Source organism: Stenotrophomonas sp. 85239_Sma (assembly GCF_056481725.1).
Window position 1 is genome coordinate 3,539,477 of sequence record NZ_CM151163.1, and the last position, 24,218, is coordinate 3,563,694.

At 67.1% G+C, this 24,218-nt stretch carries 21 protein-coding genes and 1 tRNA gene; 11 read left to right on the plus strand and 11 right to left on the minus strand.

Going from position 1 to position 24,218, the window contains the following annotated elements:
- Positions 1-25: 25 nt before the first annotated feature.
- Positions 26-2,182 carry a RelA/SpoT family protein gene (locus ACYKG1_RS16520; RefSeq protein WP_478470920.1) on the minus strand — a complete coding sequence of 719 codons (2,157 nt, stop codon included), beginning with the start codon at positions 2,180-2,182 and terminating at the stop codon, positions 26-28.
- Positions 2,183-2,312: 130 nt separating this feature from the next.
- Here ACYKG1_RS16520 and ACYKG1_RS16525 point away from each other — a divergent pair, with 130 nt between their 5' ends.
- Positions 2,313-2,837, plus strand: a complete 525-nt coding sequence (locus tag ACYKG1_RS16525) for a hypothetical protein (protein ID WP_100473662.1) — start codon at positions 2,313-2,315, stop codon at positions 2,835-2,837.
- A 75-nt stretch (positions 2,838-2,912) separates the two neighbouring features.
- On the opposite strand, the gene hrpA is transcribed toward ACYKG1_RS16525, so the two are convergent.
- Positions 2,913-6,995, minus strand: coding sequence for an ATP-dependent RNA helicase HrpA (gene hrpA / locus ACYKG1_RS16530; protein ID WP_478470921.1), 4,083 nt, complete (start codon positions 6,993-6,995; stop codon positions 2,913-2,915).
- A gap of 86 nt (positions 6,996-7,081) precedes the next feature.
- Between hrpA and ACYKG1_RS16535 the strand changes: the two genes are divergently transcribed.
- From ACYKG1_RS16535 to ACYKG1_RS16560, 6 genes are all read left to right on the plus strand, one after another.
- Positions 7,082-7,630 (plus strand): Dps family protein, encoded by a 549-nt coding sequence (locus ACYKG1_RS16535; RefSeq protein WP_100473664.1) that lies wholly within the window; start codon positions 7,082-7,084, stop codon positions 7,628-7,630.
- Positions 7,631-8,197: 567 nt separating this feature from the next.
- Positions 8,198-10,003 (plus strand): DNA helicase RecQ, encoded by a 1,806-nt coding sequence (gene recQ / locus ACYKG1_RS16540; protein WP_478470922.1) that lies wholly within the window; start codon positions 8,198-8,200, stop codon positions 10,001-10,003.
- Between the two features lie 94 nt (positions 10,004-10,097).
- On the plus strand, positions 10,098-10,481 hold the full coding sequence (locus tag ACYKG1_RS16545) for a CopL family metal-binding regulatory protein (RefSeq protein WP_478470923.1): 384 nt from the start codon (positions 10,098-10,100) through the stop codon (positions 10,479-10,481).
- A gap of 75 nt (positions 10,482-10,556) precedes the next feature.
- Entirely contained in the window at positions 10,557-12,368 is a 1,812-nt protein-coding gene (locus ACYKG1_RS16550; RefSeq protein WP_478470924.1) for a copper resistance system multicopper oxidase, read from the plus strand.
- Positions 12,365-13,345 carry a copper resistance protein B gene (locus ACYKG1_RS16555; protein ID WP_478470925.1) on the plus strand — a complete coding sequence of 327 codons (981 nt, stop codon included), beginning with the start codon at positions 12,365-12,367 and terminating at the stop codon, positions 13,343-13,345. The genes ACYKG1_RS16550 and ACYKG1_RS16555 overlap by 4 nt, the downstream gene beginning before the upstream one ends.
- An 81-nt stretch (positions 13,346-13,426) precedes the next feature.
- Complete coding sequence (locus ACYKG1_RS16560; RefSeq protein ID WP_478470926.1) at positions 13,427-13,939, plus strand: N-acetyltransferase family protein; 513 nt, start codon at positions 13,427-13,429, stop codon at positions 13,937-13,939.
- Positions 13,940-13,983: 44 nt separating this feature from the next.
- On the opposite strand, the gene ACYKG1_RS16565 is transcribed toward ACYKG1_RS16560, so the two are convergent.
- Entirely contained in the window at positions 13,984-14,304 is a 321-nt protein-coding gene (locus ACYKG1_RS16565; protein ID WP_100473670.1) for a TFIIB-type zinc ribbon-containing protein, read from the minus strand.
- A 150-nt stretch (positions 14,305-14,454) separates the two neighbouring features.
- Here ACYKG1_RS16565 and ACYKG1_RS16570 point away from each other — a divergent pair, with 150 nt between their 5' ends.
- Both ACYKG1_RS16570 and ACYKG1_RS16575 read left to right on the plus strand, forming a co-directional pair.
- Complete coding sequence (locus ACYKG1_RS16570) at positions 14,455-15,222, plus strand: CPBP family glutamic-type intramembrane protease (RefSeq protein WP_478470927.1); 768 nt, start codon at positions 14,455-14,457, stop codon at positions 15,220-15,222.
- A 92-nt stretch (positions 15,223-15,314) separates the two neighbouring features.
- Entirely contained in the window at positions 15,315-15,737 is a 423-nt protein-coding gene (locus tag ACYKG1_RS16575) for a response regulator (protein ID WP_057496965.1), read from the plus strand.
- A gap of 76 nt (positions 15,738-15,813) precedes the next feature.
- Here ACYKG1_RS16575 and ACYKG1_RS16580 read toward each other — a convergent pair whose 3' ends face one another.
- Together ACYKG1_RS16580 and ACYKG1_RS16585 are read right to left on the minus strand one after the other, a co-directional pair.
- The gene (locus tag ACYKG1_RS16580) at positions 15,814-16,752 is read right to left on the minus strand and encodes an alpha/beta hydrolase (protein WP_478470928.1); all 939 of its coding nucleotides are present in this window, start codon (positions 16,750-16,752) and stop codon (positions 15,814-15,816) included.
- A gap of 82 nt (positions 16,753-16,834) precedes the next feature.
- Positions 16,835-17,686, minus strand: coding sequence for an alpha/beta hydrolase (locus ACYKG1_RS16585; RefSeq protein ID WP_478470929.1), 852 nt, complete (start codon positions 17,684-17,686; stop codon positions 16,835-16,837).
- Between the two features lie 173 nt (positions 17,687-17,859).
- Between ACYKG1_RS16585 and ACYKG1_RS16590 the strand changes: the two genes are divergently transcribed.
- Positions 17,860-18,198 (plus strand): hypothetical protein, encoded by a 339-nt coding sequence (locus tag ACYKG1_RS16590; protein WP_478470930.1) that lies wholly within the window; start codon positions 17,860-17,862, stop codon positions 18,196-18,198.
- 74 nt (positions 18,199-18,272) lie between these two features.
- Here ACYKG1_RS16590 and ACYKG1_RS16595 read toward each other — a convergent pair.
- A tRNA-Lys gene (locus ACYKG1_RS16595) sits at positions 18,273-18,348 on the minus strand.
- Between the two features lie 179 nt (positions 18,349-18,527).
- Between ACYKG1_RS16595 and ACYKG1_RS16600 the strand changes: the two genes are divergently transcribed.
- Entirely contained in the window at positions 18,528-19,481 is a 954-nt protein-coding gene (locus tag ACYKG1_RS16600; protein WP_478470931.1) for a DUF2268 domain-containing putative Zn-dependent protease, read from the plus strand.
- A gap of 141 nt (positions 19,482-19,622) precedes the next feature.
- On the opposite strand, the gene queC is transcribed toward ACYKG1_RS16600, so the two are convergent.
- The 5 genes from queC to tolB all read right to left on the minus strand — a co-directional run bounded on the left by queC (position 19,623) and on the right by tolB (position 23,999).
- Positions 19,623-20,288, minus strand: coding sequence for a 7-cyano-7-deazaguanine synthase QueC (gene queC / locus ACYKG1_RS16605; RefSeq protein ID WP_100473676.1), 666 nt, complete (start codon positions 20,286-20,288; stop codon positions 19,623-19,625).
- Between the two features lie 77 nt (positions 20,289-20,365).
- Positions 20,366-21,067, minus strand: a complete 702-nt coding sequence (queE, locus tag ACYKG1_RS16610) for a 7-carboxy-7-deazaguanine synthase QueE (protein WP_478470932.1) — start codon at positions 21,065-21,067, stop codon at positions 20,366-20,368.
- A gap of 207 nt (positions 21,068-21,274) precedes the next feature.
- Positions 21,275-22,093 (minus strand): tol-pal system protein YbgF, encoded by an 819-nt coding sequence (gene ybgF, locus ACYKG1_RS16615; RefSeq protein WP_262082885.1) that lies wholly within the window; start codon positions 22,091-22,093, stop codon positions 21,275-21,277.
- Between the two features lie 3 nt (positions 22,094-22,096).
- The gene (pal, locus tag ACYKG1_RS16620) at positions 22,097-22,615 is read right to left on the minus strand and encodes a peptidoglycan-associated lipoprotein Pal (protein ID WP_005410748.1); all 519 of its coding nucleotides are present in this window, start codon (positions 22,613-22,615) and stop codon (positions 22,097-22,099) included.
- A gap of 64 nt (positions 22,616-22,679) precedes the next feature.
- Complete coding sequence (gene tolB, locus ACYKG1_RS16625) at positions 22,680-23,999, minus strand: Tol-Pal system beta propeller repeat protein TolB (protein WP_262082886.1); 1,320 nt, start codon at positions 23,997-23,999, stop codon at positions 22,680-22,682.
- Between the last annotated feature and the right edge of the window lie 219 nt (positions 24,000-24,218).

Sequence of the window (24,218 nt, forward strand, 5' to 3'; positions counted from 1 at the left end):
CAGGGTAGCCGGGGCAGCGTGAAGCTCAGCCGAGGCGACGCGCCTCGCTCACGCCCGGCAGCGCATCGAGTTTGCCCAGCAGGGTCGACAACTGCCCGTAGTCGCTGACCTTCAGGCGCAGCCGCAGGTGGGCACGGCCACTGTTGCGCACGTTGTCACTGTGGATGTCGAGCACGTAGGCGTCTTCCTGGGCGATCAGGTTGGTGATGTCCTTCAGCAGCCAGCGGCGGTCGACGGCAGTGACCACCACGTCCACTTCGTAGCCGCCGCCGGCCTGGCCCCACTCCACCGGCAGGATGCGCTGCGGACTGGTGGCTGCCAGCCGGGCCAGCGCGGCACAGTCTGCACGATGCACGGTGACACCACGGCTACGGGTCAGGTAACCGATGATCGGCTCGCCGGCCACCGGCTGGCAGCAGCGTGCCAGCTGCACCAGCAGGTTGCCCACGCCCTGCACGGTGAACTTGGACTTGCCCAGGTTCTCGCGGCGCGCGGTCGGCCGCGGCAGGCTCGGCGCGGGCGCCGGCTGGCTGGCGGCACGCTCCGCTTCCAGCAGCGTACGGCTGACCTGGTTCGGGCCGGTATCGCCCAGCGCGACCTGGATGTACAGGTCATCGACACTGTCGGCATGGAACTTCTTCGCGGCGACGGCCAGGTCCGAGTGCTGCAGGCCCAGCCGCTTCAGTTCGCGCTCGAGCAGCTCGCGACCGGCCTGCACGTTGCGCGCACGGTCCAGCTTGTGGAACCAGCTGCGTACCTTCTCACGTGACCGGTTGCTGGCCAGGAAGCCGTTGGCCGGCATCAGCCAGTCGCGGCGCGGGTCGGCTTCCTTGCCGGTCAGGATCTCGACGCGGTCGCCGCTGCGCAACCGATAGGTCAGCGGCACGATACGGCCGTTGACCTTCGCGCCGCGGCAGCGGTGCCCGACCATGGTGTGCACCTGGTAGGCGAAATCGAGCGGCGTGGCCCCCTGCGGCAGGTCCAGCACCTCGTCCTTCGGGCTCAGCGCATAGACCCGGTCCTCGGTCAGCTCGGCATCGAGCGCCCCGGCCAGTTCATTGCCCTGCCCGTCCTGCGCCTGTTCCAGCAGCTGGCGCATCCAGGTGATCTTGCGGTCGAAGGACTTCTCCGCGCCCTTGCCGCCCTCTTTGTACTTCCAGTGCGCGGCCACGCCCAGCTCGGCCTGCGAGTGCATCTCATGGGTACGGATCTGCACTTCGATGGTGCGCCCTTCCGGGCCGACCACGGCGGTATGCAGCGAGCGATAGTCATTGGCCTTGGGCCGGGCGATGTAATCGTCGAACTCGCTCGGCACTGGCGCCCACAGCGCGTGCACCACGCCCAGCGCGGCGTAGCAGGCGGCGACGTCGTCCACCATCACCCGCACTGCGCGGATGTCGTACAGCTGGTCGAACGCCAGCCGCTTCTTCTGCATCTTCCGCCAGATGCTGTAGATGTGCTTCGGGCGGCCGCTGACTTCGGCCGTGATGCCCTGCGCGACCAGCTCGCGCGACAGCACCTTCTTGACGTTCTCGACATAGCGCTCGCGTGCGATTCGGGTCTCGTCCACCTCGCGGGCGATGCGGCGATAGGTCTCCGGTTCCAGGTGGCGGAACGCCAGGTCCTCCAGCTCCCACTTCAGCTGCCAGATGCCAAGGCGGTTGGCCAGGGGCGCGTGGATGTCGCGGGTCAGCTGCGCCAGCGCGCGGCGTTGCTCGTCATCCAGCTTGTCGGCCGCACGCATCCGCGCCAGCTGGCGTGCCAGCAGGATAGGTACCACGCGCAGGTCGCGGATGATCGCCAGCAGCAGCCGGCGCAGCCCTTCACTGTTGCGCCCGGCCTCACGGCCGGCATGCAGTGCCCACACCGGATCTGCAGCGTCCTGGCCATCGAGCAGGCCGATCACCGCCGCCTTGTGGCTGCCCAGCGGCAGCGGGTCCAGGCGGGCGCGCAGGCCCGGCAGGTCGAACAGCAAAGCTGCCACCACCGCTCCCTCGTCGGCCGAAAGCATCGCCAGCGCATCAAGGGTATCGCCCAGCACCGACCAGGTGGCGCGCATCTGGTGGTCGCAGTCCGGCGCTTCCCACTGCTCACGCAGGGCCTGGCGCAGCGGAGCAGGCAGCACAGCTGCCGAGGGACGGTTCAACAAGGCATCCAGGCCAGGGACGGAAGCGCGGTTCACAGCATCGAGCAGGCAAGGCAGAGGCCCCTACACTAGCGCCGGCGCCGTTCAGGGACAATCACCGCGGCCACCATCACCCGGCATGAAGACATGCCGCTACACTCGCCAGCACACCCAGGAGAGACCTGCCATGCCTTCCATTGCCCTGCGCGTCCGTCCACGGATGCTGGCCTGTGCCGCCGTGCTGCTGTCCCTTTCCGCGCCAGCGCTGGCCCAGCGCGTGGTGGAGGGCGACCTGCAGCATCAGATGTCGCCCGCCGAATTCAAGGCCGCCGGCCTGGAAAAGCTCAGTGCCAACGAACTGGCCACGCTCAATCGCTGGCTGCAGGGCAAAGTGGAGGCAGCCACTACGCAGGCCGTCGCCGCAGCGCGCGAAGAAGGCCGCCAGGAAGTGATCAAGAAGAACCGCGGCTTCCTCGACTTCGGCAGCAGCGAGCCGATCGAAAGCAACCTGCAGGGCGAATTCCGTGGCTTCGGCCAGGGCCGCCGCTACGTACTGCAGAACGGCCAGGAGTGGGAGCAGATAGATGCCACGCACTATTCCGGCGGCCGCAAGGAAGCCCCGAACGTCAGCATGCGCCCCGGCGTGATGGGAGCCTGGTACATGAAGGTGGACGGTGTGAACGTGCAGCCGAAGGTTCGCCGCACCAAGTAACACCCGGGCATTCCGACCGCGCCGGGTCCCTGCCCGGCGGCAATGGCCGCCCGACGGGGCGGCCATTGCACGCATTTACGCCTGGCGCAGTGCGGCCACCCGCTGCGACAGCTTCTTCGCCGAAATGCCGGTACGTGCGCCCAGCTCCTGGGCGAACAGCGATACCCGCAGTTCTTCCAGATCCCAGCGCAGGGCCTGCCACTGCGGCCGGTCGCGCAGCCCCTGCTGCTCGCCGGTCTCCAGCGCCTCCAGGAATGGATGCAGTTCCAGCATGCGTGCCTGGTCGCGCGGCGGATCACGCTTGGCGCGCTCGGTGCGCAGGATCATCGCCTTCAGGTAGCGCGGGTACTGCGCCAGTGCATCGGCCGGCGTATCACGCAGGAAACCGGGATGGATCAGGCCCGCCAGCTGCGCCTCCATATCGTCCAGGTTGCCGCGCGCCCAGCCCATCAACGGTGCTTCCAGCATCGGCTTCAGTTCCGCCACCAGTGCCAGGATGGTTTCGGCCAGCTTCAGCCGCGACATCGCCTCGCCGAACAGCGCCTTGGCGGCATGCTCGCGGCGCTGCTCGAAGGCCGCCGCATCGCGGATGTCTTCCAGGCCCTCGGCCAGCACCGCGTTCATCGCCGCATCGACCAGATCACCGCGCAGGCGTTCCTGCGATTCGATCGCGGCATACAGCAGGCCGGTCTTGGCACCGACCGGCAACTGCTTGCGCGCCTGTTTGACCTTCTCGGCCAACGCGATCTCCAGCAGGCGGCGCACGCCCAGCGGATGAGCCTCCTGCGCCTGCTGCCGGTCGGCAAAGATGCGCAGCGCCACGCTGTCGCCCTCGTCCAGCAACGCCGGATAGGCCGGCACGCCGGCTTCACCCGGCACCTGCAGCGGAATCGGCGTCGCCGGGAACGTACGCAGGCCATCAGCCGCCATCTCGCGGCCGGCACGTGCAGCGAAGGCATCGCCGGCACGGCCACCGAACTTCGCGCGCAACGCATCGAGGTCGCGCGAGGTTGCCAGCACCTTGCCGTGCTCGTCGCGCAGGCGCAGGTTCATGTGCAGGTGCGGTTCGATCGAACCGGGTTCGAAATCCAGCGCAGTCACCGTCGCGCCGGTGGCACGTGACAGGAAACGCGCCAGTTCGCCGGTGATGGCATCGGCGCTGGGCTGCGGGAACGCCTCGAAGAAAGCGCGTCCGAAGTCAGGTGCCGGCACGTAATTGCGCCGCATCGCCTTGGGCAGGCTGCGGATCAGTGCCGAGGCCTTGTCGGCGACGAAGCCCGGCGCCAGCCAGCCCAGCTGCACCGGGTCCAGCGCGTTGAGCAGGTGCAGCGGCACGTCCAGGGTCACGCCGTCATCGTCGGCTCCCGGCTCGAAGCGATAGTGCAGTGGCAGGCGCGCCTGGCCCAGTGGCAGGTACTTCGGGTAGCGCTCCTGTTCGCTGCCCTCACCCGGCAACAGATCGGCCAGCGACCAGTGCAGGGTCTTGCGCTGCTCCGGCGCCAGCCCCTTCCACCACGTGTCCAGGCCGGCGGCCGAATGGACCTGCGGCGGCACCCGGTCCAGGTACCAGCGCGCCTGCCAGTCCTCGTCGGCCACGATGCCGGCGCGGCGCAGCTTGGCTTCTTCCTCGCGGGCGATCTCCAGCACTTTCTGGTTGTCGGGCACGAAGCTGGCGCGGGTGTTGATCTCGCCCGTCACCAGCGCCTGGCGCACGAAGATGTCGTGCGCCTCGCCCGGCGCGATGCGGCCGTAGTGCACCGGCCTCTTCGGGGCCAGCACCAGGCCGAACAGGCTGATCTGCTCGGAGGCCAGCACCTGGCCCTGCGCGCGCGACCAGTGCGGGTCGAAGTGCTTGCGCAACAGCAGGTGCGGCAATTCGGCAATCACCCAGTCCGGCTCGATCGCGGCCAGGGTCATGCCCCACACCTTCTGCGTATCCAGCAGATTGGCAGCCAGCAGCCACGGCGGCGGCCGCTTGGACAGCGCCGAGCCCGGGAACGGCAGGAAACGGCGCTGCCGCGGCGCCTGGAAGTCGCCCTTCTCGGTGCGATGGCCGATCTGTGTCGGCAGGCCCGCCACCAACGCCCGGTGCAGGGTCTGGTAGGCGGCGGCACGCGCGCGCTCGCTGAAGCCGCCGCCAATCGGCACCTGTTCCTTCTGCGCACGCACGGCCACCGCCGCCGGGGCGGTTTCCGCCTTGCCTTCGCGGGCCAGGCGCGCGGCACGGTGCAGCTGCCCACGGGTGGCCTTCACTGCAGCGGCATCATCGCGTACCGGGGCCGGTGCACTGCTGCCGGCCAGCAATGGCGCCATCGCCATTTCGTTGGCCTCTTCCTTCCAGCCCAGTTCCTCGCACAGCAGGCGCAGCTGGCGATGCAGCTCGCGCCATTCGCGCATGCGCAGGAAACCGAGGAAATGCCGACCACACCAGTCACGCAGCTTGGACTGGGTCAGGTCTTCATGGGCCTGCCGGTAGGCATCCCACAGGCGCAGCACACCAACGAATTCAGATCGGCCATCGGCAAACTGTGCATGCGCACTGTCGGCAGCACCGCGCGCTTCCGGTGGGCGCTCGCGCGGGTCCTGGATGCCCAGGAACGAGGCGATCACCAGCATCGGCCGCAGGCAGCCGGCGGCCTGCGCGGCCACCAGCATGCGCGCCAGCTTCACGTCCACCGGCAGGCGTGCCATCTGCTTGCCAATGGTGGTCATGCGCCGCTCGGCGTCGATCGCACCCAGTTCGGTCAGCTGCTGCCAGCCGTCTGCCACCGCACGCTCGTCCGGTGCTTCCAGGAACGGGAACTCCTCGATGCGGCCCAGGCCCAGCTGCAGCATGCGCAGGATCACCCCGGCCAGGCTGGAACGACGGATTTCCGGATCGGTGAACTCCGGTCGCGCCTGGAAGTCGGCCTCTGCATACAGGCGGTAGCAGATGCCCTCGGCGATACGCCCGCAACGGCCCTTGCGCTGGTTGGCGCTGGCCTGCGAGATCGGCTCGATGTGCAGGCGATCGAGTTTGTTGCGCGGGCTGTAGCGCTTGACGCGGGCGAAGCCCGGATCGACCACGTAGCGGATGCGCGGCACCGTCAGCGAGGTTTCCGCCACGTTGGTGGCCAGCACGATGCGCCGGTTCGGACCGGGATTGAACACCCGGTCCTGGTCCTGGTTGGACAGGCGCGCGTACAGCGGCAGCACCTCGGTATTGCGGTACTTGCGGCGCTCCAGCGACTGGTGCGCATCGCGGATCTCGCGCTCGCCCGGCAGGAAAATCAGCACGTCGCCACGCGCATCCAGGCGGGTGATCTCGTCGATGGCCGACACGATGGCATCGTTGACGGTGCGCTCGCCCTGGTCTTCGCCCTCGCCTTCCAGCGCGCGATAGCGCACTTCCACCGGATAGGTGCGGCCTTCCACGCTGATCACCGGCGCATTGTCGAAATGCTGGGCGAAGCGCTCGGTGTCGATGGTGGCCGAGGTCACGATCAGCTTCAGGTCCGGCCGCTTGCGCAGCAGCTGCTTCAGGTAGCCCAGCAGGAAATCGATGTTGAGGCTGCGTTCGTGCGCCTCGTCGACAATGATCGTGTCGTAGTTCGACAGCCAACGGTCACTGGCGATCTCCGCCAGCAGGATGCCGTCGGTCATGAACTTGATGCGGCTGTCGTCGCTGACCTTGTCGTTGAAGCGCACCTGGTAACCGACGAGCTGGCCCAGTTCGCTCTGCAGTTCCTGCGCCACGCGACTGGCCACCGCACGTGCGGCAATCCGTCGCGGCTGGGTGCAGCCGATCATGCCGGCCTGGCCACGGCCGGCGGCCAGGCACAGTTTCGGCAGCTGGGTGGTCTTGCCCGAGCCGGTTTCACCGGCGATCACCACGACCTGGTGGTCGCGGATCAGCTCGATGATGGCGTCGGCTTCACGCGCAATCGGCAGCTGCGGGTCCAGAGTAATGGACGGCTGCTGCAGCGCCCGGACCTGCCGGCGCTGCACCGACGCCTGCAAGGCCTGCTCGAAGGTGGCGGCCAGTGCCGCATCCTGTGGCTTGGCCTGGCAACGCGAGAGCATCCCCAGCAAACGGCCCCGGTCGCGGCTCATCGCACCGTCGATGGCGGCGCGCTGTTGGCGCAGGCGGGACGTCGGATTTTTATCGATAGCGTTCATCAATCGGTTCGTTCAAAACTTTGAAAGCGACCAGTCATCGAGACTGATTTACTGTGAAGGCCAACGATTCCACAAGGAGGAACCCCATGGCGAAGACCAAGAGCACGACCAAGGCCAAGACCGGCAAGCAGAAGCTGGCAACGGCGGCACCGTCGGCGCCGAACATCGATATCGGGATCACCCAGGGCGACCGCAAGAAGATCGCCGACGGTCTGTCGCGCTTCCAGGCCGATGCATTCACGCTCTACCTGAAGACCCACAACTTCCACTGGAACGTGACCGGGTCGATGTTCAACTCGCTGCACACCATGTTCGAGACGCAGTACACCGAGCAATGGGCGGCACTGGACGACGTGGCCGAGCGCATCCGCGCGCTGGGCTTCAATGCCCCGGGCTCCTACCGGGAATTCGCTGCGCTGACCTCGATCGCCGAGGAACCGGGCCTGACCGACAGTGCGGACTGGCGTGAAATGGTACGCCAGTTGGTGGTCGCCAACGAAGCGGTCTGCCGTACGGCACGTGAAGTGCTGGAGGTGGCGGCCAAGGGTGACGACGCCCCGACCGAGGATCTGATGACCCAGCGCCTGCAGACGCACGAGAAGTACGCCTGGATGCTGCGCTCGCTGCTCCAGTAAGGGTTTGGGGGGCTCGGCAGGGCTGCGCCCTGCACCCGCACAGAGGTAACGGCAAAGGCAACAACCGGAGCAAAAGCTGGTTTCCTGTGGGTAGGCGGGGTGGGTCCGGTTGCGGGGGACGCCGTAAATACGTCCATGTAGGCTCGGTCACGCCATCCATGGCGCTCACGCCCCCGCAACCGGACCCACCCCGCCTTCGACAGATTTCCGCGAGCTGCCAGCAAAGCTTGGGGTCAGATCCGTTTTCCTGCGGAAAGCGGATCTGACCCCATTTTGTTTGTCGATATCTGAAAGATTTCATCCACGCATGGCGTGGATGGGCCCACCGTCACCGGAAATCTGTCGGGGGAGGGGCGGTGTGGGCTTGCAGGATCGTTGGCGCCATGGATGGCGCCATCGAGCCCCCATGGATGGGTTTACGGCGTGTCCTGCAAGCCCACACCGCCCCGCCCAACCAGCAGACACCCCAGAGCCGGCTGTTGCCTTTGACGTTGCTCTGGCTTGAAGGCTTCGGCAGGTGCAGGGCGCAGCCCTGCCGAGACACCCCCGCCGGGGTAAACTAGCCGGATGGCTTCCCGTCCCGCGCACGACCTGCTCCAACGCGTCTTTGGTTACGACGATTTCCGTGGTCCCCAGCAGGACATCGTGGAGCATGTGGCTGCCGGTCACGATGCCCTGGTACTGATGCCCACCGGCGGCGGCAAGTCACTGTGCTACCAGGTCCCGGCCCTGCTGCGTGACGGTTGCGGCATCGTCATCTCGCCGCTGATCGCGCTGATGCAGGACCAGGTCGAAGCCCTGCGCCAGCTCGGCGTGCGTGCCGAATACCTGAACTCGACCCTGGATGCCGAGACCGCCGGCCGCGTCGAACGCGAGCTGCTCGCGGGTGAGCTGGACATGCTCTATGTCGCCCCCGAGCGCCTGCTGACCGGTCGCTTCCTGTCGCTGCTGTCGCGCAGCCAGATCGCCCTGTTCGCCATCGACGAAGCGCACTGCGTGTCGCAGTGGGGCCACGATTTCCGCCCCGAGTACCGCCAGCTGACCGTGCTGCACGAACGCTGGCCGCAGATCCCGCGCATCGCGCTCACCGCCACGGCCGACCCGCCGACCCAGCGCGAGATCGCCGAGCGCCTCGATCTGCAGGACGCACGCCACTTCGTCAGCTCCTTCGATCGCCCCAACATCCGCTACACCGTGGTGCAGAAGGACAACGCCCGCAAGCAGCTGACCGACTTCCTGCGTGGCCACCGTGGCGAGGCGGGCATCGTCTACTGCATGTCGCGGCGCAAGGTCGAAGAGACCGCCGAATTCCTCTGCGGCCAGGGCTTCAACGCCCTGCCCTACCACGCCGGCCTGCCACCGGACGTGCGCGCCAGCAACCAGCGCCGCTTCCTGCGCGAGGACGGCATCGTGATGTGCGCCACCATCGCCTTCGGCATGGGCATCGACAAGCCGGACGTGCGCTTCGTCGCGCATACCGACCTGCCCAAGTCGATGGAAGGCTACTACCAGGAAACCGGTCGCGCCGGCCGCGATGGCGAGGCCGCCGAGGCCTGGTTGTGCTACGGCCTGGGCGACGTGGTGCTGCTCAAGCAGATGATCGAGCAGTCCGAGGCCGGCGAAGAGCGCAAGCAGCTGGAGCGGTCCAAGCTCGACCACCTGCTGGGCTACTGCGAGTCGATGCAGTGCCGTCGCCAGGTGCTGCTGGCCGGTTTCGGCGAGACCTATCCCCAGCCCTGCGGCAACTGCGACAACTGCCTGACCCCGCCTGCCTCGTGGGACGCCACCATTCCTGCGCAGAAAGCGCTGAGCTGCGTCTACCGCAGCGGCCAGCGCTTCGGCGTCGGCCACCTGATTGACATCCTGCGTGGCAGCGAGAACGAGAAGGTGAAGCAGCAGGGCCATGACAAGCTCAGCACCTATGCGATCGGCCGCGACCTCGATGCGCGCACCTGGCGCAGCGTGTTCCGCCAGCTGGTCGCCGCCAGCCTGCTGGAAGTGGACAGCGAGGGCCACGGTGGCCTGCGCCTGACCGATGCCAGCCGCGACGTGCTGACCGGCCGTCGCCAGATCAGCATGCGCCGCGATCCCGCCAGCAGCTCCAGTGGCCGTGAGCGCAGTGCGCAGCGTACAGGGCTGTCCGTGCTGCCGCAGGACCTGGCGCTGTTCAACGCCCTGCGCGGCCTGCGTGCCGAACTGGCCCGCGAACAGAACGTACCGGCCTTCGTGATCTTCCACGACAGCACCCTGCGCAACATCGCCGAGCAGCGCCCGACCAGCCTGGACGAACTGGCCCGGGTCGGAGGCATCGGTGGTACCAAGCTGAGCCGCTACGGCCCGCGCCTGGTCGAGATCGTGCGCGAAGAGGGTTAGCGGCGGGCTGGGCTCTACATTGGTGCTGCTCCAACCTTGAACCGGCCATTCAGCCGGAAGTGCATCCGCGCCCGCTTGCGGCTAGATTAGCGCCATGTCCCTGGCCTCGACCCTGCTCCGCGTCGTGCTCATGCTCAGCCTGTTGCTCAACGGGCTGAACGCGGCCATGGCCGGTGGCCACGAGGAAATGGGCCGGATGGCGCATGCTCTCGCCACCGCGGTCGACGACGGTGACCCTGGCTGCCACCATCACGCGGGCATGCAGGCCGACGAGGCCCCGCAGGCCAAGGCCCCCGCCCACGACGCTCATTGCCAGATCAAGGACTGCGTGCGCAGCTGCGCCCAGCACCCGCTGCTGGTGGTGCAGCCTTTGCCCTTCATGGCCGGCCCCGCACTGTCGCTTGCCCCGCAGCCGATGCCGGCCGCTGGCCGCCCGGCACCGCCGCTGCCGCCGATCTCGCGCCCTCCCATCGGCTGATTCCACACGCACCGTGCGCCCTGCGCACCGTAGCCGGCCGCCTGCCGGCGTCTTTACGTGTCTGGAGTCACCACCATGAATACCCGTATTCCCCCCGGTCCGGGCGTTGTGCCCATGCCGTCGCGCCGCCTGTTCGTGCAGGGCCTGGCCGCCGGCGGCGTGGTTGCCGGCATCGCCGCTGTCGGCGTGCCGCAGCGCGCGCTCGCCGCCGCCAAGGCCACCCCGCGCCTGGCCGGCGCCCCCGCCGTGCTCAGCGACACCCGCATCGAACTGGCCATCGGCGAGTCGCTGGCCAACTTCACTGGCCGCACCCGCCCGGCGATCACCGTCAACGGCTCGCTGCCCGCGCCGATCCTGCGCTGGCGTGAAGGCCAGACCGTGGATCTGTTCGTGCGCAACACGCTGCAGCGGCACCCGACTTCGATCCACTGGCACGGCATCCTGCTGCCGGCCAACATGGACGGCGTGCCTGGCCTGAGCTTCAACGGCATCGGCCCCGGCGAGACCTACCACTACCACTTCGACCTCAAGCAGTCGGGCACCTACTGGTACCACAGCCACTCGATGTTCCAGGAGCAGGCCGGCCTGTACGGCGCGCTGATCATCGACCCGGCCGAGCCGGCGCCGTACCACCACGACCGCGAGCACGTGATCATGCTGTCCGACTGGACCGACATGGATCCCGGCGCATTGTTCCGGCGCATGAAGAAGCTCGCCGAGCACGACAACTACTACAAGCGCACCCTGCCCGACTTCCTGCGTGATGTGAAACGCGAGGGCTGGTCGGCCGCGCTGTCCGACCGCGGCATGTGGGGGCGGATGCGGATGACGCCGACCGACATCTCCGACATCAATGCGCATACCTACACCTACCTGATGAACGGCACGGCCCCGGCCGGCAACTGGACCGGGCTGTTCCGCAGTGGGGAGAAGGTGCTGCTGCGCTTCATCAACGGCGCCTCGATGACCTACTTCGACGTGCGCATCCCCGGCCTGAAGATGACCGTGGTCGCCGCCGATGGCCAGTACATCCATCCAGTCAGCATCGACGAGTTCCGTATCGCCCCGGCCGAAACCTACGATGTGCTGGTAGAGCCCACTGGCCAGGATGCGTTCACCATCTTCTGCCAGGACATGGGCCGCACGGGCTTTGCTGCCGGCACGCTGGCGGTGCGCCACGGGCTGCAGGCGCCGATTCCGGCGCGTGACCCGCGCCCGCTGCTGACGATGTCCGACATGGGGCATGACATGGGCAGTGCCGGCCATGGTGGCCACGACATGGCCGCGATGAAGGGCATGGAAGGCGGCTGTGGCGCCAGCATGGGCCACGGTGCGCACGGCAGTAGCGATGACGCCAGCAAGGCACCGAAACATCCGGCCAGCGAGCGCAACAACCCGCTGGTGGACATGCAGAGTTCGGCCACCGAACCCAAGCTGGACGACCCCGGCATCGGCCTGCGCGACAACGGCCGCCAGGTGCTGACCTACGGCGCGATGCGCAGCCTGTTCGAAGATCCCGATGGTCGCGAGCCGAGCCGCGAGATCGAGCTGCACCTGACCGGCCACATGGAGAAATTCTCCTGGTCGTTCGACGGCATTCCGTTCGCCAGCGCCGAACCGCTGCGGCTGAACTACGGTGAGCGCATGCGCATCGTGCTGGTCAACGACACCATGATGCAGCACCCGATCCACCTGCACGGCGTGTGGAGCGACCTGGAGAACGCGCAAGGCGAATTCCAGGTCCGCAAGCACACCATCGACATGCCGCCCGGCACCCGCCGCAGCTACCGCGTGCGCGCCGACGCACTCGGCCGCTGGGCCTACCACTGCCATCTGCTGTACCACATGGAAGCGGGCATGATGCGCGAAGTGAGGATCGAAGAATGAGCCGCCCACTGCTTACCTCCAGCCTGCTGGCGCTGGGCCTGGCCGCCGCACTGCCGGTGTTCGCGCAATCGCATGCGGGGCATGACAGGGGCACGATGGCCCCTCCGGCGAAGACCGCGATGCCCGCGACCGAACCGGTCGATCATTCGAAGATGGATCACTCGACGATGCACCATGGCGCGATGCAACCGGCGGCGATGGACCATTCCACGATGGATCATTCAAATATGGACCACGCAGCGATGGGTCACGGCGCGCCCGCCCCCACCGAACCGCGCGAGCCGATCCCGGTCCCGACCGACGCCGACCGCGCCGCCGCCTTCCCGCCGATCGCGCATGGTGCGATGGAACATGCGCCGGAGATCAACAGCCTGCTGCTGATCGACCGCCTCGAACACTGGGACGGCAAGGACAGCAACGGCCAAGCCTGGGAAGCGACCGGCTGGATCGGCGGCAACATCAACCGCCTGTGGCTGCGCACCGATGGCGAACGCAGCCGTGGCCGCACCGAATCATCGGCGGTTGAAGCGCTGTATGGCCGCAGCGTGTCGCCGTGGTGGGACGTGCTGGTCGGCGTGCGCCAGGACTTCCGGCCGGCCGACTCGCGCACCTGGGCTGCCATCGGCGTCCAGGGCCTGGCGCCGTACAAGTTTGAAAGCTCGGCCACGCTGTACCTGGGCTCCGGCGGCCAGGTGCTGGCCAAGGCCGAAGTCGAGTACGACGTGCTGCTGAGCAACCGGCTCATCCTGCAGCCGCTGCTGGAAGCGACGGTGGCGGCCAAGGATGAGCCGGAGTACGGCATCGGCCGCGGCCTGAACAAGGTCGAAGCCGGACTGCGCCTGCGTTATGAGTTCAGCCGCCGCTTCGCGCCGTACATCGGCATCGCCCACGAGCGCAGTTTCGGCGATACCGCCGACTATGCCGGTGACCACGCCCGCGACACGCGCTGGGTGGCCGGCGTGCGCATGTGGTTCTGAGCAGCGGAGTGTGAGCAACCGCCAGCCCCGGCACCCGCCGGGGCCGGCTACACTGCGCCACGCTCCATTGCAGGCACCGCCATGTCGTTGCAGATCCGCCGCGCCACCCTCGCCGACGTCGACGCCCTGTCGGCCACCGCCATCGCTACCTACAACGAAACCTGGGGTGACTCGTATCCGCCGCAGGAACTGCACGATTTCCTGCAGGCGCACTACAGCAGCGGGCCACAGCGCATCGAACTGTCCGACCCGCGCAGCGCGGTCTGGCTGTTGATCGACGGTAACTCGGTGGTCGGCTATCTGGCCGCCGGTGCCAACACACTGCCGCATGCCGACGCGCGCGAAGGCGACATCGAACTGAAGCGCTTCTACATCCTGGCCGACTACCAGAACGGCGGCCACGGCACGCGCCTGATGCAGGCGTTCATGGCCTGGCTTGACCACCCGCAGCGCCGCACCCTGTGGGTAGGCGTATGGGAAGAAAACTTCGGCGCGCAGCGCTTCTACGCGCGCTACGGTTGCAGCAAGGTGGGTGAGTACGACTTCATCGTCGGCGACACGCACGACCGCGAGTTCATCCTGCGCCGGCCCTGACCGCCCGTAGCGTCGAGCAAGCTCGACGCTACAAATCGATGCGCCTAGAAATCAAACAGCTCCGACAGGAAGCTGTCCTTCTTCTTTTTCTTGTACCCATGGCCGTACTGCTGGCCACGGTTGTCCTCGTAGCGCTGGCCAAGGTGGCGGGTATCGCGATGCATCACCGGCGGCGGCGCAGCGGCCGTCTGTGCCTGTACCGGTGCGGGCGGCGGCACCGCAGCACCGGCACCGGCGCGTTCGATGATCTTGTCCAGTTCGCCACGGTCCAGCCACACGCCACGGCAGCCGGGGCAGTAATCGATCTCGATGCCATGGCGCTCGGCCATCTGCAGTGTCTGGGTCTTGCACACGGGGCACAGCATGGGCAGGGCTCCTGAAGGTCAGGCAACGACTTTACCTGCCCACGGATGACTGTCCGGCAACACATGACCGATGGCACAGGGACTTCCGGCGCGTGCCAGCGTTCCCGGCCGCCTTCCACACTGCACGCTGGTTCCGCAGGGAGTGCGTGCATGACCGTCCTGTCCAGCCTGCCCAACGCCGCGCGCCTGCTGCTGGTGCTGCTCGGCGTCGGCCTGGGCCTGAATCTGCGCGATGTCGCTGCGGCCGCAGGCGCGCCGATTCCCGCCTTGCCTATGCCCTACGGCGGCAGCCTGCTCGACAACGCACTGGCCGTACTGCTGGCGCTGCTGCTGGCCGCACTGCTGAGCCCCCGTGGGGTCGGGCTGATGGCCAGCCTGGGGCTGCGCGGGAACGGCTGGCGTGGCCCGATGTGGGTGCTGCTGGCCAGCCTGCCCTGCTGGCTGGGCCTGGCGATGCTGGGCACGCCCAACACCGCACTGACCGCCCTGGATGCAACGATGCTCGCCGTGCTGTTCCCACTGGCCGAGGAAGTGCTGTTCCGCGGCCTCGGCTTCGTGCTGCTGGTGAAGATCGTGCGTGGCCCGTGGCCGCTGCTTGCGCTGCCGCAGGCACTGCTGTTCGGTTGGGTGCACTGGCTGGGGTTCGGCGGCTTCGACGGCGGCGGCACCGCGCTGTTCGTGGGTGCGGTGATTTCACTGGGCGGTTTCATCTTCGCCTGGCTCGACCACCTGGACGGCGACTCGCTGTGGTGCGGCATGGTGCTGCACGTGTCGATGAACCTGGCGTGGAATGTATTCAGCCTCGATGACGCCGTCGCGCTCGGTTGGCAGGCCACCAGCCTGCGCATCGGCACCGCGCTGCTGGCGGTGGCGGTACTGGGCTGGCACGTGCGCCGCCGGCGCCCGCAGCCGCTGTAACGCCCACTTAGCCTGGCGTGCACGCCGGGATCACCCCCGGCTTGCGCATACTTGCGCGCCTTTTCATTGCTGCTTTCCGGAGCTGTAGCGTCATGTTGCTGTCCAAGCGCCACGTTGAACCCCGCGTCCTGCTGATCGAGGACGCCGAGGAAACCCGCGAGCTGAGCCGTCTTGCGCTGGAAAGCCAGGCCTGCCACGTGGTGGGCGTGAGCTCGGCCGAAGCGGCACTGGGCCTGCTGGCGGCCGGTGAGCGTTTCGACCTGCTGTTCACCGATGTCAATCTGGGCGCGATCAGCGGTATTGAAGCCGCCAACCAGGTGCGCGGGCTGTACCCGCACCTGCCGATCCTGGTGACCTCGGGCATGGACCAGCACCAGGTGTTGCCGCAGCTGCGCGACGGCATCCATTTCCTGCCCAAGCCGTACAACATGAGCGAGCTGCTCGATGCCATCCGGCTGTGCTTCCGGCATGCCGATGTGGGCGTGTTGACCGGGCCGGATGCACAGGCGGCCTGAGGCGTTCATCCACGCATAGCGTGGATCTACCGGGTTCTTGCAGTAGATCCACGCCACGCGTGGATGGCGCTCACCCTCAACCGCTGCTGTACGGCCCGGTACCCGGGAACACCTTCAGCAGCGCGCGGGTGATCATGTCCGGGTAGACCGTGAAGTGATCTTCGTCATCGATCACCATGTTCTCCACCTTCAACGATCGCCCGCTGTTGCGCAGCTGCTCGGCGAACTCGGCGTTGTGGCGCAACATGTCGTTGCGGGTGAAATAGCGCGGTTCGGGCCTGACCGTTTCAAAGCTGCCCACCGACAGCACCACCGTGGTCGGCTGCGTCGGCGCCTTGGCCTCTGCCTGCATGCGCGGCACCCGATGACCGTCAAACCACAGCGAAGGACTGGACAGGATGTAGGTGCGGAACATGTCCGGACGCGTGGTCAGCACATAGGCGCCGAACAGTCCGCCATAGGAATGACCCGCATAGGCACGCCGCGCCGGATCGGTGCGGTAGCGCGCGTCGATCATCGGCAGCACCTGCTCGGCGAGGAAATCGCGGTAGTGCGCCGCGCCGCCGTAGCTCACGTCATCGCTGTAGTCACGCGGATCGGTACGCGCCGGGTCGCTGGGCGTGTAATCGCGCGAGCGGCTCTGCTTGGAGGTCAGGCCCTCCTGCGGCGGCAGGCCGACCAGGATGAAATCCTCCAGGTTGACCCCCTGCTGCCCCACCATGTTGCGCACGCTGCGCACCAGCGGGAAGCTGTACAGCGCGTCGGTCACGTACAGCACCGGATAGTGCTTCTCCGGATGTGCGGCGTAGTCGGCCGGCAACGCCACCCAGACCGGGTAATCGCGGCCGACCGGATCGTGCACGCGCAGCGCTTCGGTATCCGGCAGCACCACACCCGGCGCAGCGGTGGCCGCGCTTTCCTTCGCTTCACTCTGCGTTGCCGGCGGTGCCACCGACATCGCACAGCCACTCACGGCCAGGCAGGCCGCCACACTCCATCCACGCACACGCTGCATCCACACGCTCCCGTTGCGGGCGGCGCACCGGATGGCGCCGCTGCCGCATCCTTGCATGGCGTGCAACGCGGTGCCAGTGCGGTCAGGGCGAAACCGGCGGCGGTGCCGGGAACAGCGTACGCAGCGCCTGCAATGCGGCCGGGTGATAGATCGTGGCGTGGGTTTCCTCCGGCAGCGGCAGGTACTTCACCAGTGGCGACGGTGACGCCTGTTGCAGCACGGCCGCCAACTGCGCGGCAGAAGCAGCCAGCTGTGGCTGCCCGCTGCTGGCCAGGAACACGCGCGGTTGCGCACGCGCCACGGCCGGCAGCTGCCTGGCGGCAGCGCCCAGCATCGTGCCCCGGTTCCACCACAGGCTGGGGTCCAGCGCGATGTAGCTGTTGAACAGTGTCGGTTCCTGCAGCAGCGTCTCGACCACGAACAACCCGGCCAGCGACTCGCCGATCAGCGCGCGCTCGTCGGTGGTCGGGTAGCGCTGGCGCACCTGCGGCATCAGTTCATCGCGCAGGAAGGTACGGTAGGCCGCCGAACCACCGATGCGCGGCGCGATCTTCTGGTCCTGCGGGCCGTTGCTGGGGCCGGTCATGTCGCGGCGGCGCTCGGTGTTTTCTATGCCGACCAGCAGGAACGGGCGCATGCTGCCGTTGCCGCTCAGCACCTGCACCAGCCCGGCCACATGCAGGAAGTCCTCGCCGATGCCGCCATCAGGCATGTAGAGCACCGGCAGCGGCGCCTTCGGATCCAGGCCCCACGGCTGCGGGCGGTAGACATTGATGCGGCGGTTCTCGCCCAGCGCCTTCGATTCGATGGTGAAGGTTTCGCCGATCACCAGCGGCGTGGCCGCAGCGACTCGTGCGGACGGCGCCGGTTCGGCGGCCATCAACGGCATGGCGGATAGACCGGACAACAGCAGCGACAGCACGATCAGACGCATGGGGCGGTCCATTCTGGGAAAACGCTGAGCATAGACCGCCGGAGACATTGTCGTTCGCGGCACTTTGCCGATCTACCGGAACTGGAGCAGCATGGAGTCGGTGATGGTCATGCAACGCGCACCTTGGCTCACGGACTGGTCACCGCCACGCTCATATTCACAAGGAGGTTCCTATGTTGAGTGTATTGATCGCCACCACCCTTGCTGCCGGCTCACCGCAGGCCAGCAGCATTCCCCCAGCATCCGCAGCGTATGCGGACTGCCTGCTCGCCCACCTCCAGCCGGGATTGTCCGACCGCGCGATCCCGCTGCTGCAGCAGGCTTGCGCCGCGAAGTATCCGGAGAGCTACGCCGCATTTTCAGAACTGGGACGCCGGATCAGCGCGCAGCGCCGGGCCGACTTCGAGGCGGCTCAAGCGGAGGCGGCGCGTTCCGCGAATGCGGCAGCGACGGCCGCACAGGAAGCTGCCGACGCGGCGGCCGCAAAAACCAAGGGTATGCGGACGAAGTAGCGGCCCCGGACCAGGCAACAAAAAAGGCACCGCATTGCGATGCCTTTCTGAATGACCTGGGTCATTGGATGCAATGGTGGGCCGTGAAGGATTCGAACCTTCGACCAAAAGATTAAAAGTCTTCTGCTCTACCGACTGAGCTAACGGCCCATTGCACTGCCCCAGCCTTTCGGCGGGGTGGGCATTCTACCCTATTTTGGCGGGTCGCGTGGAACCCCAACGTGGCGAGGATGCCGGCCGGCGGCCGGCACTACCCCGATCTCGGCAGCGGGCTTAAACCTTTCTGTCCACCGGCGCATCCCATCGGTAGTCCTTCCCTGGAGCCATGGATGCGTCTGATCTTCAGCCTGCTCGCCGCCCTGCTGCCCTGCACCGCCGTGGCCGCGCCACCCCAGGTCGTCACCGACGATATCGCCCGCTTCTGGGCCACCTACGATGCTGTGCGCGCCGAACCCGATGCCGAACGCCGGGTGGCGCTGGTCCAGCAGCGCTACATCGAACCGGGCAGCCCCGGCCTGCGTGCGCTGATGCAGGTGCGCAACTACACCGCCCGCGAGTACGCCGAGGCCATGAACACGTGGCCGCGCTTCTGGACGTCGGTACGCCCATTGACCGCCAACGCGCAGCAGGCCAGCGCCACGCTGGAGCGCGACTTGGCCGCCTTCCGCCAGCTTTATCCTGCGCTGCGTCCAGCCACCATCACCTATGCAGTGGGTGTGCTGCGCACCGGTGGCACCACACTGGGCGACAAGGTACTGATCGGCGCGGAGATGGCGCTGGGCGATGAACGCGTGGACGTGAGCGAGCTGCCGGAGAAGATGCGCGACCGCCTGCGGATCTTCTACGACAGCCGGCCGGGTACGAACAACGCTCAGAACAACCTGCACGAGTACGTGCATACCCAGCAACGCGAGACCACCGGCAGCCTGGCCCAGTACGCGGTGCGCGAGGGTGTGGCCGAGTATGTGGCCGAGCGGCTGAGCGGGCGCCGGCCGGCGTTGCCGCTGTATGCCTATGGCCCCGCGCACGAGACTGAAATCCGCGCGCGCTTCGTCGCTGAAATGGACGGCGAGGATCTGGACAACTGGCTGTACAACAGCGCCCGGAATCCGTTCGGGGTGAGTGATCTGGGGTACTACGCCGGGTATCGCATCGCGCAGGAATACATGCGGCGGCAAAAGGATGAGAAGGCGGGGATCGCGCGGATGATCGAGCTGGATTATGCCGATGCACAGGCGGTGCGGGCGTTTATTGAAGCGTCGGGGTGGTTACTGCAGCGGTAGCGCTGGGCTGTGCCCGGCGGACGGTGCCAACCAAGGTTGGCACCCACCAGATCAGACCTCCCCGGCCGTGCCGGGCCATGCCCGGCGCACCGTGCCAACCAAGGTTAGCACCCACCATTGGGGGCATCGCCCCCCATCACCTCACGCGTACAGCGTCGGGTCGGCCACGCCGGCTTCGGCGAAGCCTTGCGCACGCAGGCGGCAGGCATCGCAGTGGCCGCAGGCGGCGCCATTGGCGTCGGCGTTGTAGCAGGACACGGTCAGGCCGAAGTCGACGCCCAGGCGCACGCCTTCGCTGACGATCTGGCCCTTGCTGAGGAACTGCAGCGGTGCGTGCACCTTGATGCCTGCGCCTTCCACGCCCGACTTGGTGGCCAGGTTGGCCAGCGCCTGGAACGCGGCCACGAACTCGGGGCGGCAGTCCGGGTAGCCGGAGTAGTCCACGGCGTTGACGCCACAGAAAATGTCGTTGGCGCCGAGTACTTCGGCCCAGCCCAGCGCCAGCGACAGCATGATGGTGTTGCGCGCCGGTACGTAGGTGACCGGAATGCCGTCGCCGCCGGCCTCGGGTACGTCGATGTCGTCGGTCAGCGCCGAGCCGCCGATGCTGCGCAGGTCCACATCCACGGTCTTGTGCGCGACCACGCCCTGGGCCTTCGCCACGCGGGCGGCGGCATCCAGTTCGGAGGTATGGCGCTGGCCGTAGCGCACGCTCAGGGCATGCACGGCGAAGCCCTGTTCCTGGGCCATGGCGATGACGGCGGCTGAATCCATGCCGCCGGAGAGAAGCACGACTGCCTTCTTCATGGGAAAACGTCCGGTTGGGAGGGGAAAGCCAGCACGCTGTCCCGCGCCGGAGCTACATCAGGGAACACTGCGCGGGCTCATCGGCCCGGCTCGTCGTTCCACAGGATTTTATGCAACTGCATCTGGAAGCGCACTGGCAGCCGGTCCTCGACGATCCAGTCGGCCAGCTGGCGCGCGGTGATCTCGCCCTTGCTGGGCGAGAAGAACACGGTGCAACGCTTCACCAGGTCGTGCTCGACGACCATGGCCTTGGCCCAGTCGTAATCCTCACGGTTGCAGATGACGAACTTGATCTGGTCGCGGGCGGTCAGCAGCGGCAGGTTTTCCAGGCGGTTGCGGGCGGCTTCGGCCGAGCCTGGCGTCTTGATGTCGACCACGCGCGACACACGCGGGTCCACCGCGCTGACATCCAGCGCGCCGGAGGTTTCCAGCGAGACGTCCATGCCGGCGTCGCACAGCTTCTGCAACAGCACCAGGCAACGCTTCTGTGCCAGCGGCTCACCACCGGTCACGCAGACGTGGCGTACGCCCTGGGCCAGCACCTCGGCCACGATGTCGTCGATATCCCACCAGGTGCCGCCGTGGAAGGCATAGGCGGTGTCGCAGTACTGGCAGCGCAGCGGGCAGCCGGTCAGGCGCACGAACACGGTCGGCCAACCGGCGGTATCGGCTTCGCCCTGCAGCGAGGTGAAGATCTCGGTGATCTTCAGCCGTGGCAGGGGCGACTGCACGATCTCACTGGGCGTGGCGGCGGCGCTGGACGGGGTAACGGCGGTCATGGCGGGTACTTCTTGGTGGGACACGTGGCGGGTGGGCTACCGTGGCCGGTAACGAAAGCAGCCGAGCATGGCTCGGCGCTACAGAAAACAACCGGTCCGGGCATGGCCCGGTGTTGCCGCATCCAGGCGGGGTGCCGATCCGGAAACGAAAGCAGCCGAGCGTGGGCTCGGCTCTACGGGACACGTATTGTACGCCGGGTCAGCGGATCAGCGGATCTGCTTGCCGAGGCGGATGGACTGCAGGCGGTCCTGCGCGGTACGCGCGGCGTCCGAGCCCGGGTACTGCGCCACGACGGTCTCCAGCGTCTGCTGGGCCTGGTCGACCTTGCCCTCGCCATACTGCGAGAGGCCAACCTTGAGCAGGCCGCCAGCGGCCTTGTCGTGGGTCGGATAGCGCGAGAGCAGTTCACGGAACTGGGCCTCGGCCATCGGGAAATTGCGCGTGGCGTAGTAGCTCTCGCCCAGCCAGTACAGCGCGTTCGGCGCGTACACGCCGTTCGGGTACAGCTGCAGGAAGCTCAGGAACAGCTGGGCCGAATCATCGTACTTGCCGGCCTTCAGCGAATCGAAGGCGACGTTGTAGGAGGTGCGCTCGTCACCGGTAGCGGCAAGGCTGCCGGCATCACCATGGACGGAAGGCGGCCGCTCGGAAGTGGCCGCCGCTGCGGGTTTTGCCGGAGCCGGGGCGGCCTTCGGCGCGCTCGCCGGAACGGGCGGCAGGGCCGGGGCGGCATTGCCCCCTTCCAACCGGTTCAGGCGGCTGTCCAGATCCAGGTACTGGTCCTGGGCGGACTGCTTGAGCTGGGCGTTGTCGTGCTGCAACTGCTCGATCGAGGCCTGCAGGCTGGTGACCTGCTGCCGCAGCTGATTGATCTGGTTCAACAGGTCCTGGTTGGCACTGTTGTTGTACATCTGCTGCTCGAGCGCGCCGACACGGTCGGCCAGGCTCTGTCGCTGTGCATGTGCCGGTGCGGCAGCCACGAGGGCTGCCGCAACGACCAGCATCAATTTGATGCCAATGCGCATGGATTACTGCGCGGTGTAGACGATTTCGACGCGACGGTTCTGCGACCAGCAGGACTCGTTCGACTCGGTGCAGACCGGACGCTCTTCACCGTAGGACACGACGGTCAGCTGCGAAGCCGAGCCACCATTGGCCTGCAGGGCCGAGTTGACGCCGTTGCCACGACGCTCACCCAGGGCCTGGTTGTACGCACGCGAACCGCGCTCGTCGGTGTGGCCCTGCAGGGTGATGCGCGAGGACGGACGGTCACGCAGGTACTTGGCGTGGCACGCCATGATGGCCTGGAATTCCGGCTTCACGTCTTCCTTGTCCAGGTCGAAGTAGACAACGCGCTGGCGCAGGCAAGCGTCGGTGTCCAGGTCGCCCGGGCCGTACAGGCCGGAGGTCGACGGACCGGTCGGGGTGGTGGTCGAGGTGCCGGTGTCGACCGGGGCTGCCGGCTCTTCCTTCACCTTCTTCGAGCAACCGGCCAGGACGGCCACAGACAGCAGGGAAACAAGCAGAACGCGGGTGGACTTGTTCATGGCGATACCTTTGTGGCTCCTAGGCCGATGAGGGGTTCAAGACAGCGAAAATATTAACACTCTTTTAGCGCTGGGTACGGTATGGGGACCATGCCGGTTCGCGCACATCTCCGTCAGCCAGAACCAACCGCTGGCGCACGCGCGCATCGGCGGAAACGGCGTACAGCACGCCACGGCCACCCTCGCGGGCGGCGTACAACACCATGCTTGCGTTGGGCGCAAAGCTCGGAGATTCATCCAGCGAACCCGGGGACAGCGTGCTCCAGCGGGGCGAACCCAGCGAGCTGTCCATCATCGCGATCTTGTAGCTGTTGCCCGAACCCTGGGCGACGGCAATCTTCTTGCCATCGTAGGACACCGAGGGCTTGGCATTGTAGTTGCCCTGGAAGGTCACGCGCTCGGCACTGCCGCCGCCCGCACCCACCTTGTAGACCTGCGGACGGCCGCCGCGGTCGGAGGTGAAGTACACCGCGCTGCCATCCGGCGCCCAGGTCGGCTCGGTGTCGATGGCGAAATGGTTGGTCAGCTGGGTCAGCTGCTTGCTGCCCAGGTCCATCACGTAGATTTCCGGGTTCCCCGAACGCGACAGGGTCAGGGCCAGCTTGCGGCCGTCCGGCGAGAACGCCGGGGCACTGTTGATGCCACGGAAGCTGGTGACCAGCTCGCGCGCGCCGGTGCCGATGTTCTGGATGTAGATCGCCGAATTGCCACGCTCGAAGCTGACGTAGGCCAGCTTGCTGCCATCCGGGCTCCAAGAAGGCGACAGCAGCGGCTCGGCCGAACGCACGATGGTCTGCGGGTTGTAGCCGTCGGAGTCGGCCACCATCAGCGCATAGCGCATGGCGTCGCCCTTGCCGCTGGCGGTCACGTAGGCGATGCGGGTCCAGAAGGCGCCACGGATGCCGGTGATCTTCTCGTAGATGGCATCGGCCATCTGGTGGGCGACATCGCGCATGGCATTGCCACGGGCGGTCATCGCCAGGCCCAGCAGGCGCTCGCCCTTGGGCACGTCGAACAGTTCGTACTCGACGCGGTAGGCGCCGGCACCGGCGTCGAGCACCCGGCCGACCACGATGTAGTTCTGCTTCAGCGCGCGCCAGGTGGCGAACTGGATCTCACCGCCACGCACGGGCTTCTCGACGATCTGCGCTTCCGGCAGCGTGCGGAACTGGCCCGAACGCTCCAGGTCGGCGCGGACCACGCCGGCGACGTCGGTCTGCGGAGCGGCCGACGACCCCTGGTAGGGCATCGGCACGATGGTGATCGGCAGGGCGGAGGCATTGCCGCCGATGATGTCGATATCCAGTCCCCTCTGCTGCGCAACGGCAGCGAAGGGCAGCAACAGGGCCGCAAACACGGCAAGCCAGCGAGGCATCTTTTTCATGGAGCGCTCAATAGGGGGAAACCGGAACGAGGGATAACAAAGCGGGAGTGAACCGCTTCGCAATCATGAACCAAGGGTACGTGAATTCCGGGTCAGTTCCAGCCCGTCCTCTCACGCACCGTTAACGTCGTGGCTAACATCGCACCTGCCTGCCCCGGTCACGCCGCCCTGTGGGGCGGTGTTCGACAGCCGCCTACAGCCTGCCCAGCCGAAACCAGG

What these genes read in the sequence shown, in the direction of transcription:
- ACYKG1_RS16565 (WP_100473670.1), bottom strand. Translation starts at nt 14,304, where the DNA reads ATGCTGTGCCCCGTGTGCAAGACCCAGACACTGCAGATGGCCGAGCGC.
- ACYKG1_RS16575 (WP_057496965.1), top strand. Translation starts at nt 15,315, where the DNA reads ATGTTGCTGTCCAAGCGCCACGTTGAACCCCGCGTCCTGCTGATCGAG.
- ACYKG1_RS16545 (WP_478470923.1), top strand. Translation starts at nt 10,098, where the DNA reads ATGTCCCTGGCCTCGACCCTGCTCCGCGTCGTGCTCATGCTCAGCCTG.
- ybgF (WP_262082885.1), bottom strand. Translation starts at nt 22,093, where the DNA reads ATGCGCATTGGCATCAAATTGATGCTGGTCGTTGCGGCAGCCCTCGTG.
- queC (WP_100473676.1), bottom strand. Translation starts at nt 20,288, where the DNA reads ATGAAGAAGGCAGTCGTGCTTCTCTCCGGCGGCATGGATTCAGCCGCC.
- ACYKG1_RS16580 (WP_478470928.1), bottom strand. Translation starts at nt 16,752, where the DNA reads ATGCAGCGTGTGCGTGGATGGAGTGTGGCGGCCTGCCTGGCCGTGAGT.
- ACYKG1_RS16550 (WP_478470924.1), top strand. Translation starts at nt 10,557, where the DNA reads ATGAATACCCGTATTCCCCCCGGTCCGGGCGTTGTGCCCATGCCGTCG.
- ACYKG1_RS16560 (WP_478470926.1), top strand. Translation starts at nt 13,427, where the DNA reads ATGTCGTTGCAGATCCGCCGCGCCACCCTCGCCGACGTCGACGCCCTG.
- ACYKG1_RS16555 (WP_478470925.1), top strand. Translation starts at nt 12,365, where the DNA reads ATGAGCCGCCCACTGCTTACCTCCAGCCTGCTGGCGCTGGGCCTGGCC.
- ACYKG1_RS16535 (WP_100473664.1), top strand. Translation starts at nt 7,082, where the DNA reads ATGGCGAAGACCAAGAGCACGACCAAGGCCAAGACCGGCAAGCAGAAG.
- ACYKG1_RS16570 (WP_478470927.1), top strand. Translation starts at nt 14,455, where the DNA reads ATGACCGTCCTGTCCAGCCTGCCCAACGCCGCGCGCCTGCTGCTGGTG.
- recQ (WP_478470922.1), top strand. Translation starts at nt 8,198, where the DNA reads ATGGCTTCCCGTCCCGCGCACGACCTGCTCCAACGCGTCTTTGGTTAC.
- hrpA (WP_478470921.1), bottom strand. Translation starts at nt 6,995, where the DNA reads ATGAACGCTATCGATAAAAATCCGACGTCCCGCCTGCGCCAACAGCGC.
- ACYKG1_RS16590 (WP_478470930.1), top strand. Translation starts at nt 17,860, where the DNA reads ATGTTGAGTGTATTGATCGCCACCACCCTTGCTGCCGGCTCACCGCAG.
- ACYKG1_RS16600 (WP_478470931.1), top strand. Translation starts at nt 18,528, where the DNA reads ATGCGTCTGATCTTCAGCCTGCTCGCCGCCCTGCTGCCCTGCACCGCC.
- queE (WP_478470932.1), bottom strand. Translation starts at nt 21,067, where the DNA reads ATGACCGCCGTTACCCCGTCCAGCGCCGCCGCCACGCCCAGTGAGATC.
- ACYKG1_RS16525 (WP_100473662.1), top strand. Translation starts at nt 2,313, where the DNA reads ATGCCTTCCATTGCCCTGCGCGTCCGTCCACGGATGCTGGCCTGTGCC.
- ACYKG1_RS16585 (WP_478470929.1), bottom strand. Translation starts at nt 17,686, where the DNA reads ATGCGTCTGATCGTGCTGTCGCTGCTGTTGTCCGGTCTATCCGCCATG.
- pal (WP_005410748.1), bottom strand. Translation starts at nt 22,615, where the DNA reads ATGAACAAGTCCACCCGCGTTCTGCTTGTTTCCCTGCTGTCTGTGGCC.
- tolB (WP_262082886.1), bottom strand. Translation starts at nt 23,999, where the DNA reads ATGAAAAAGATGCCTCGCTGGCTTGCCGTGTTTGCGGCCCTGTTGCTG.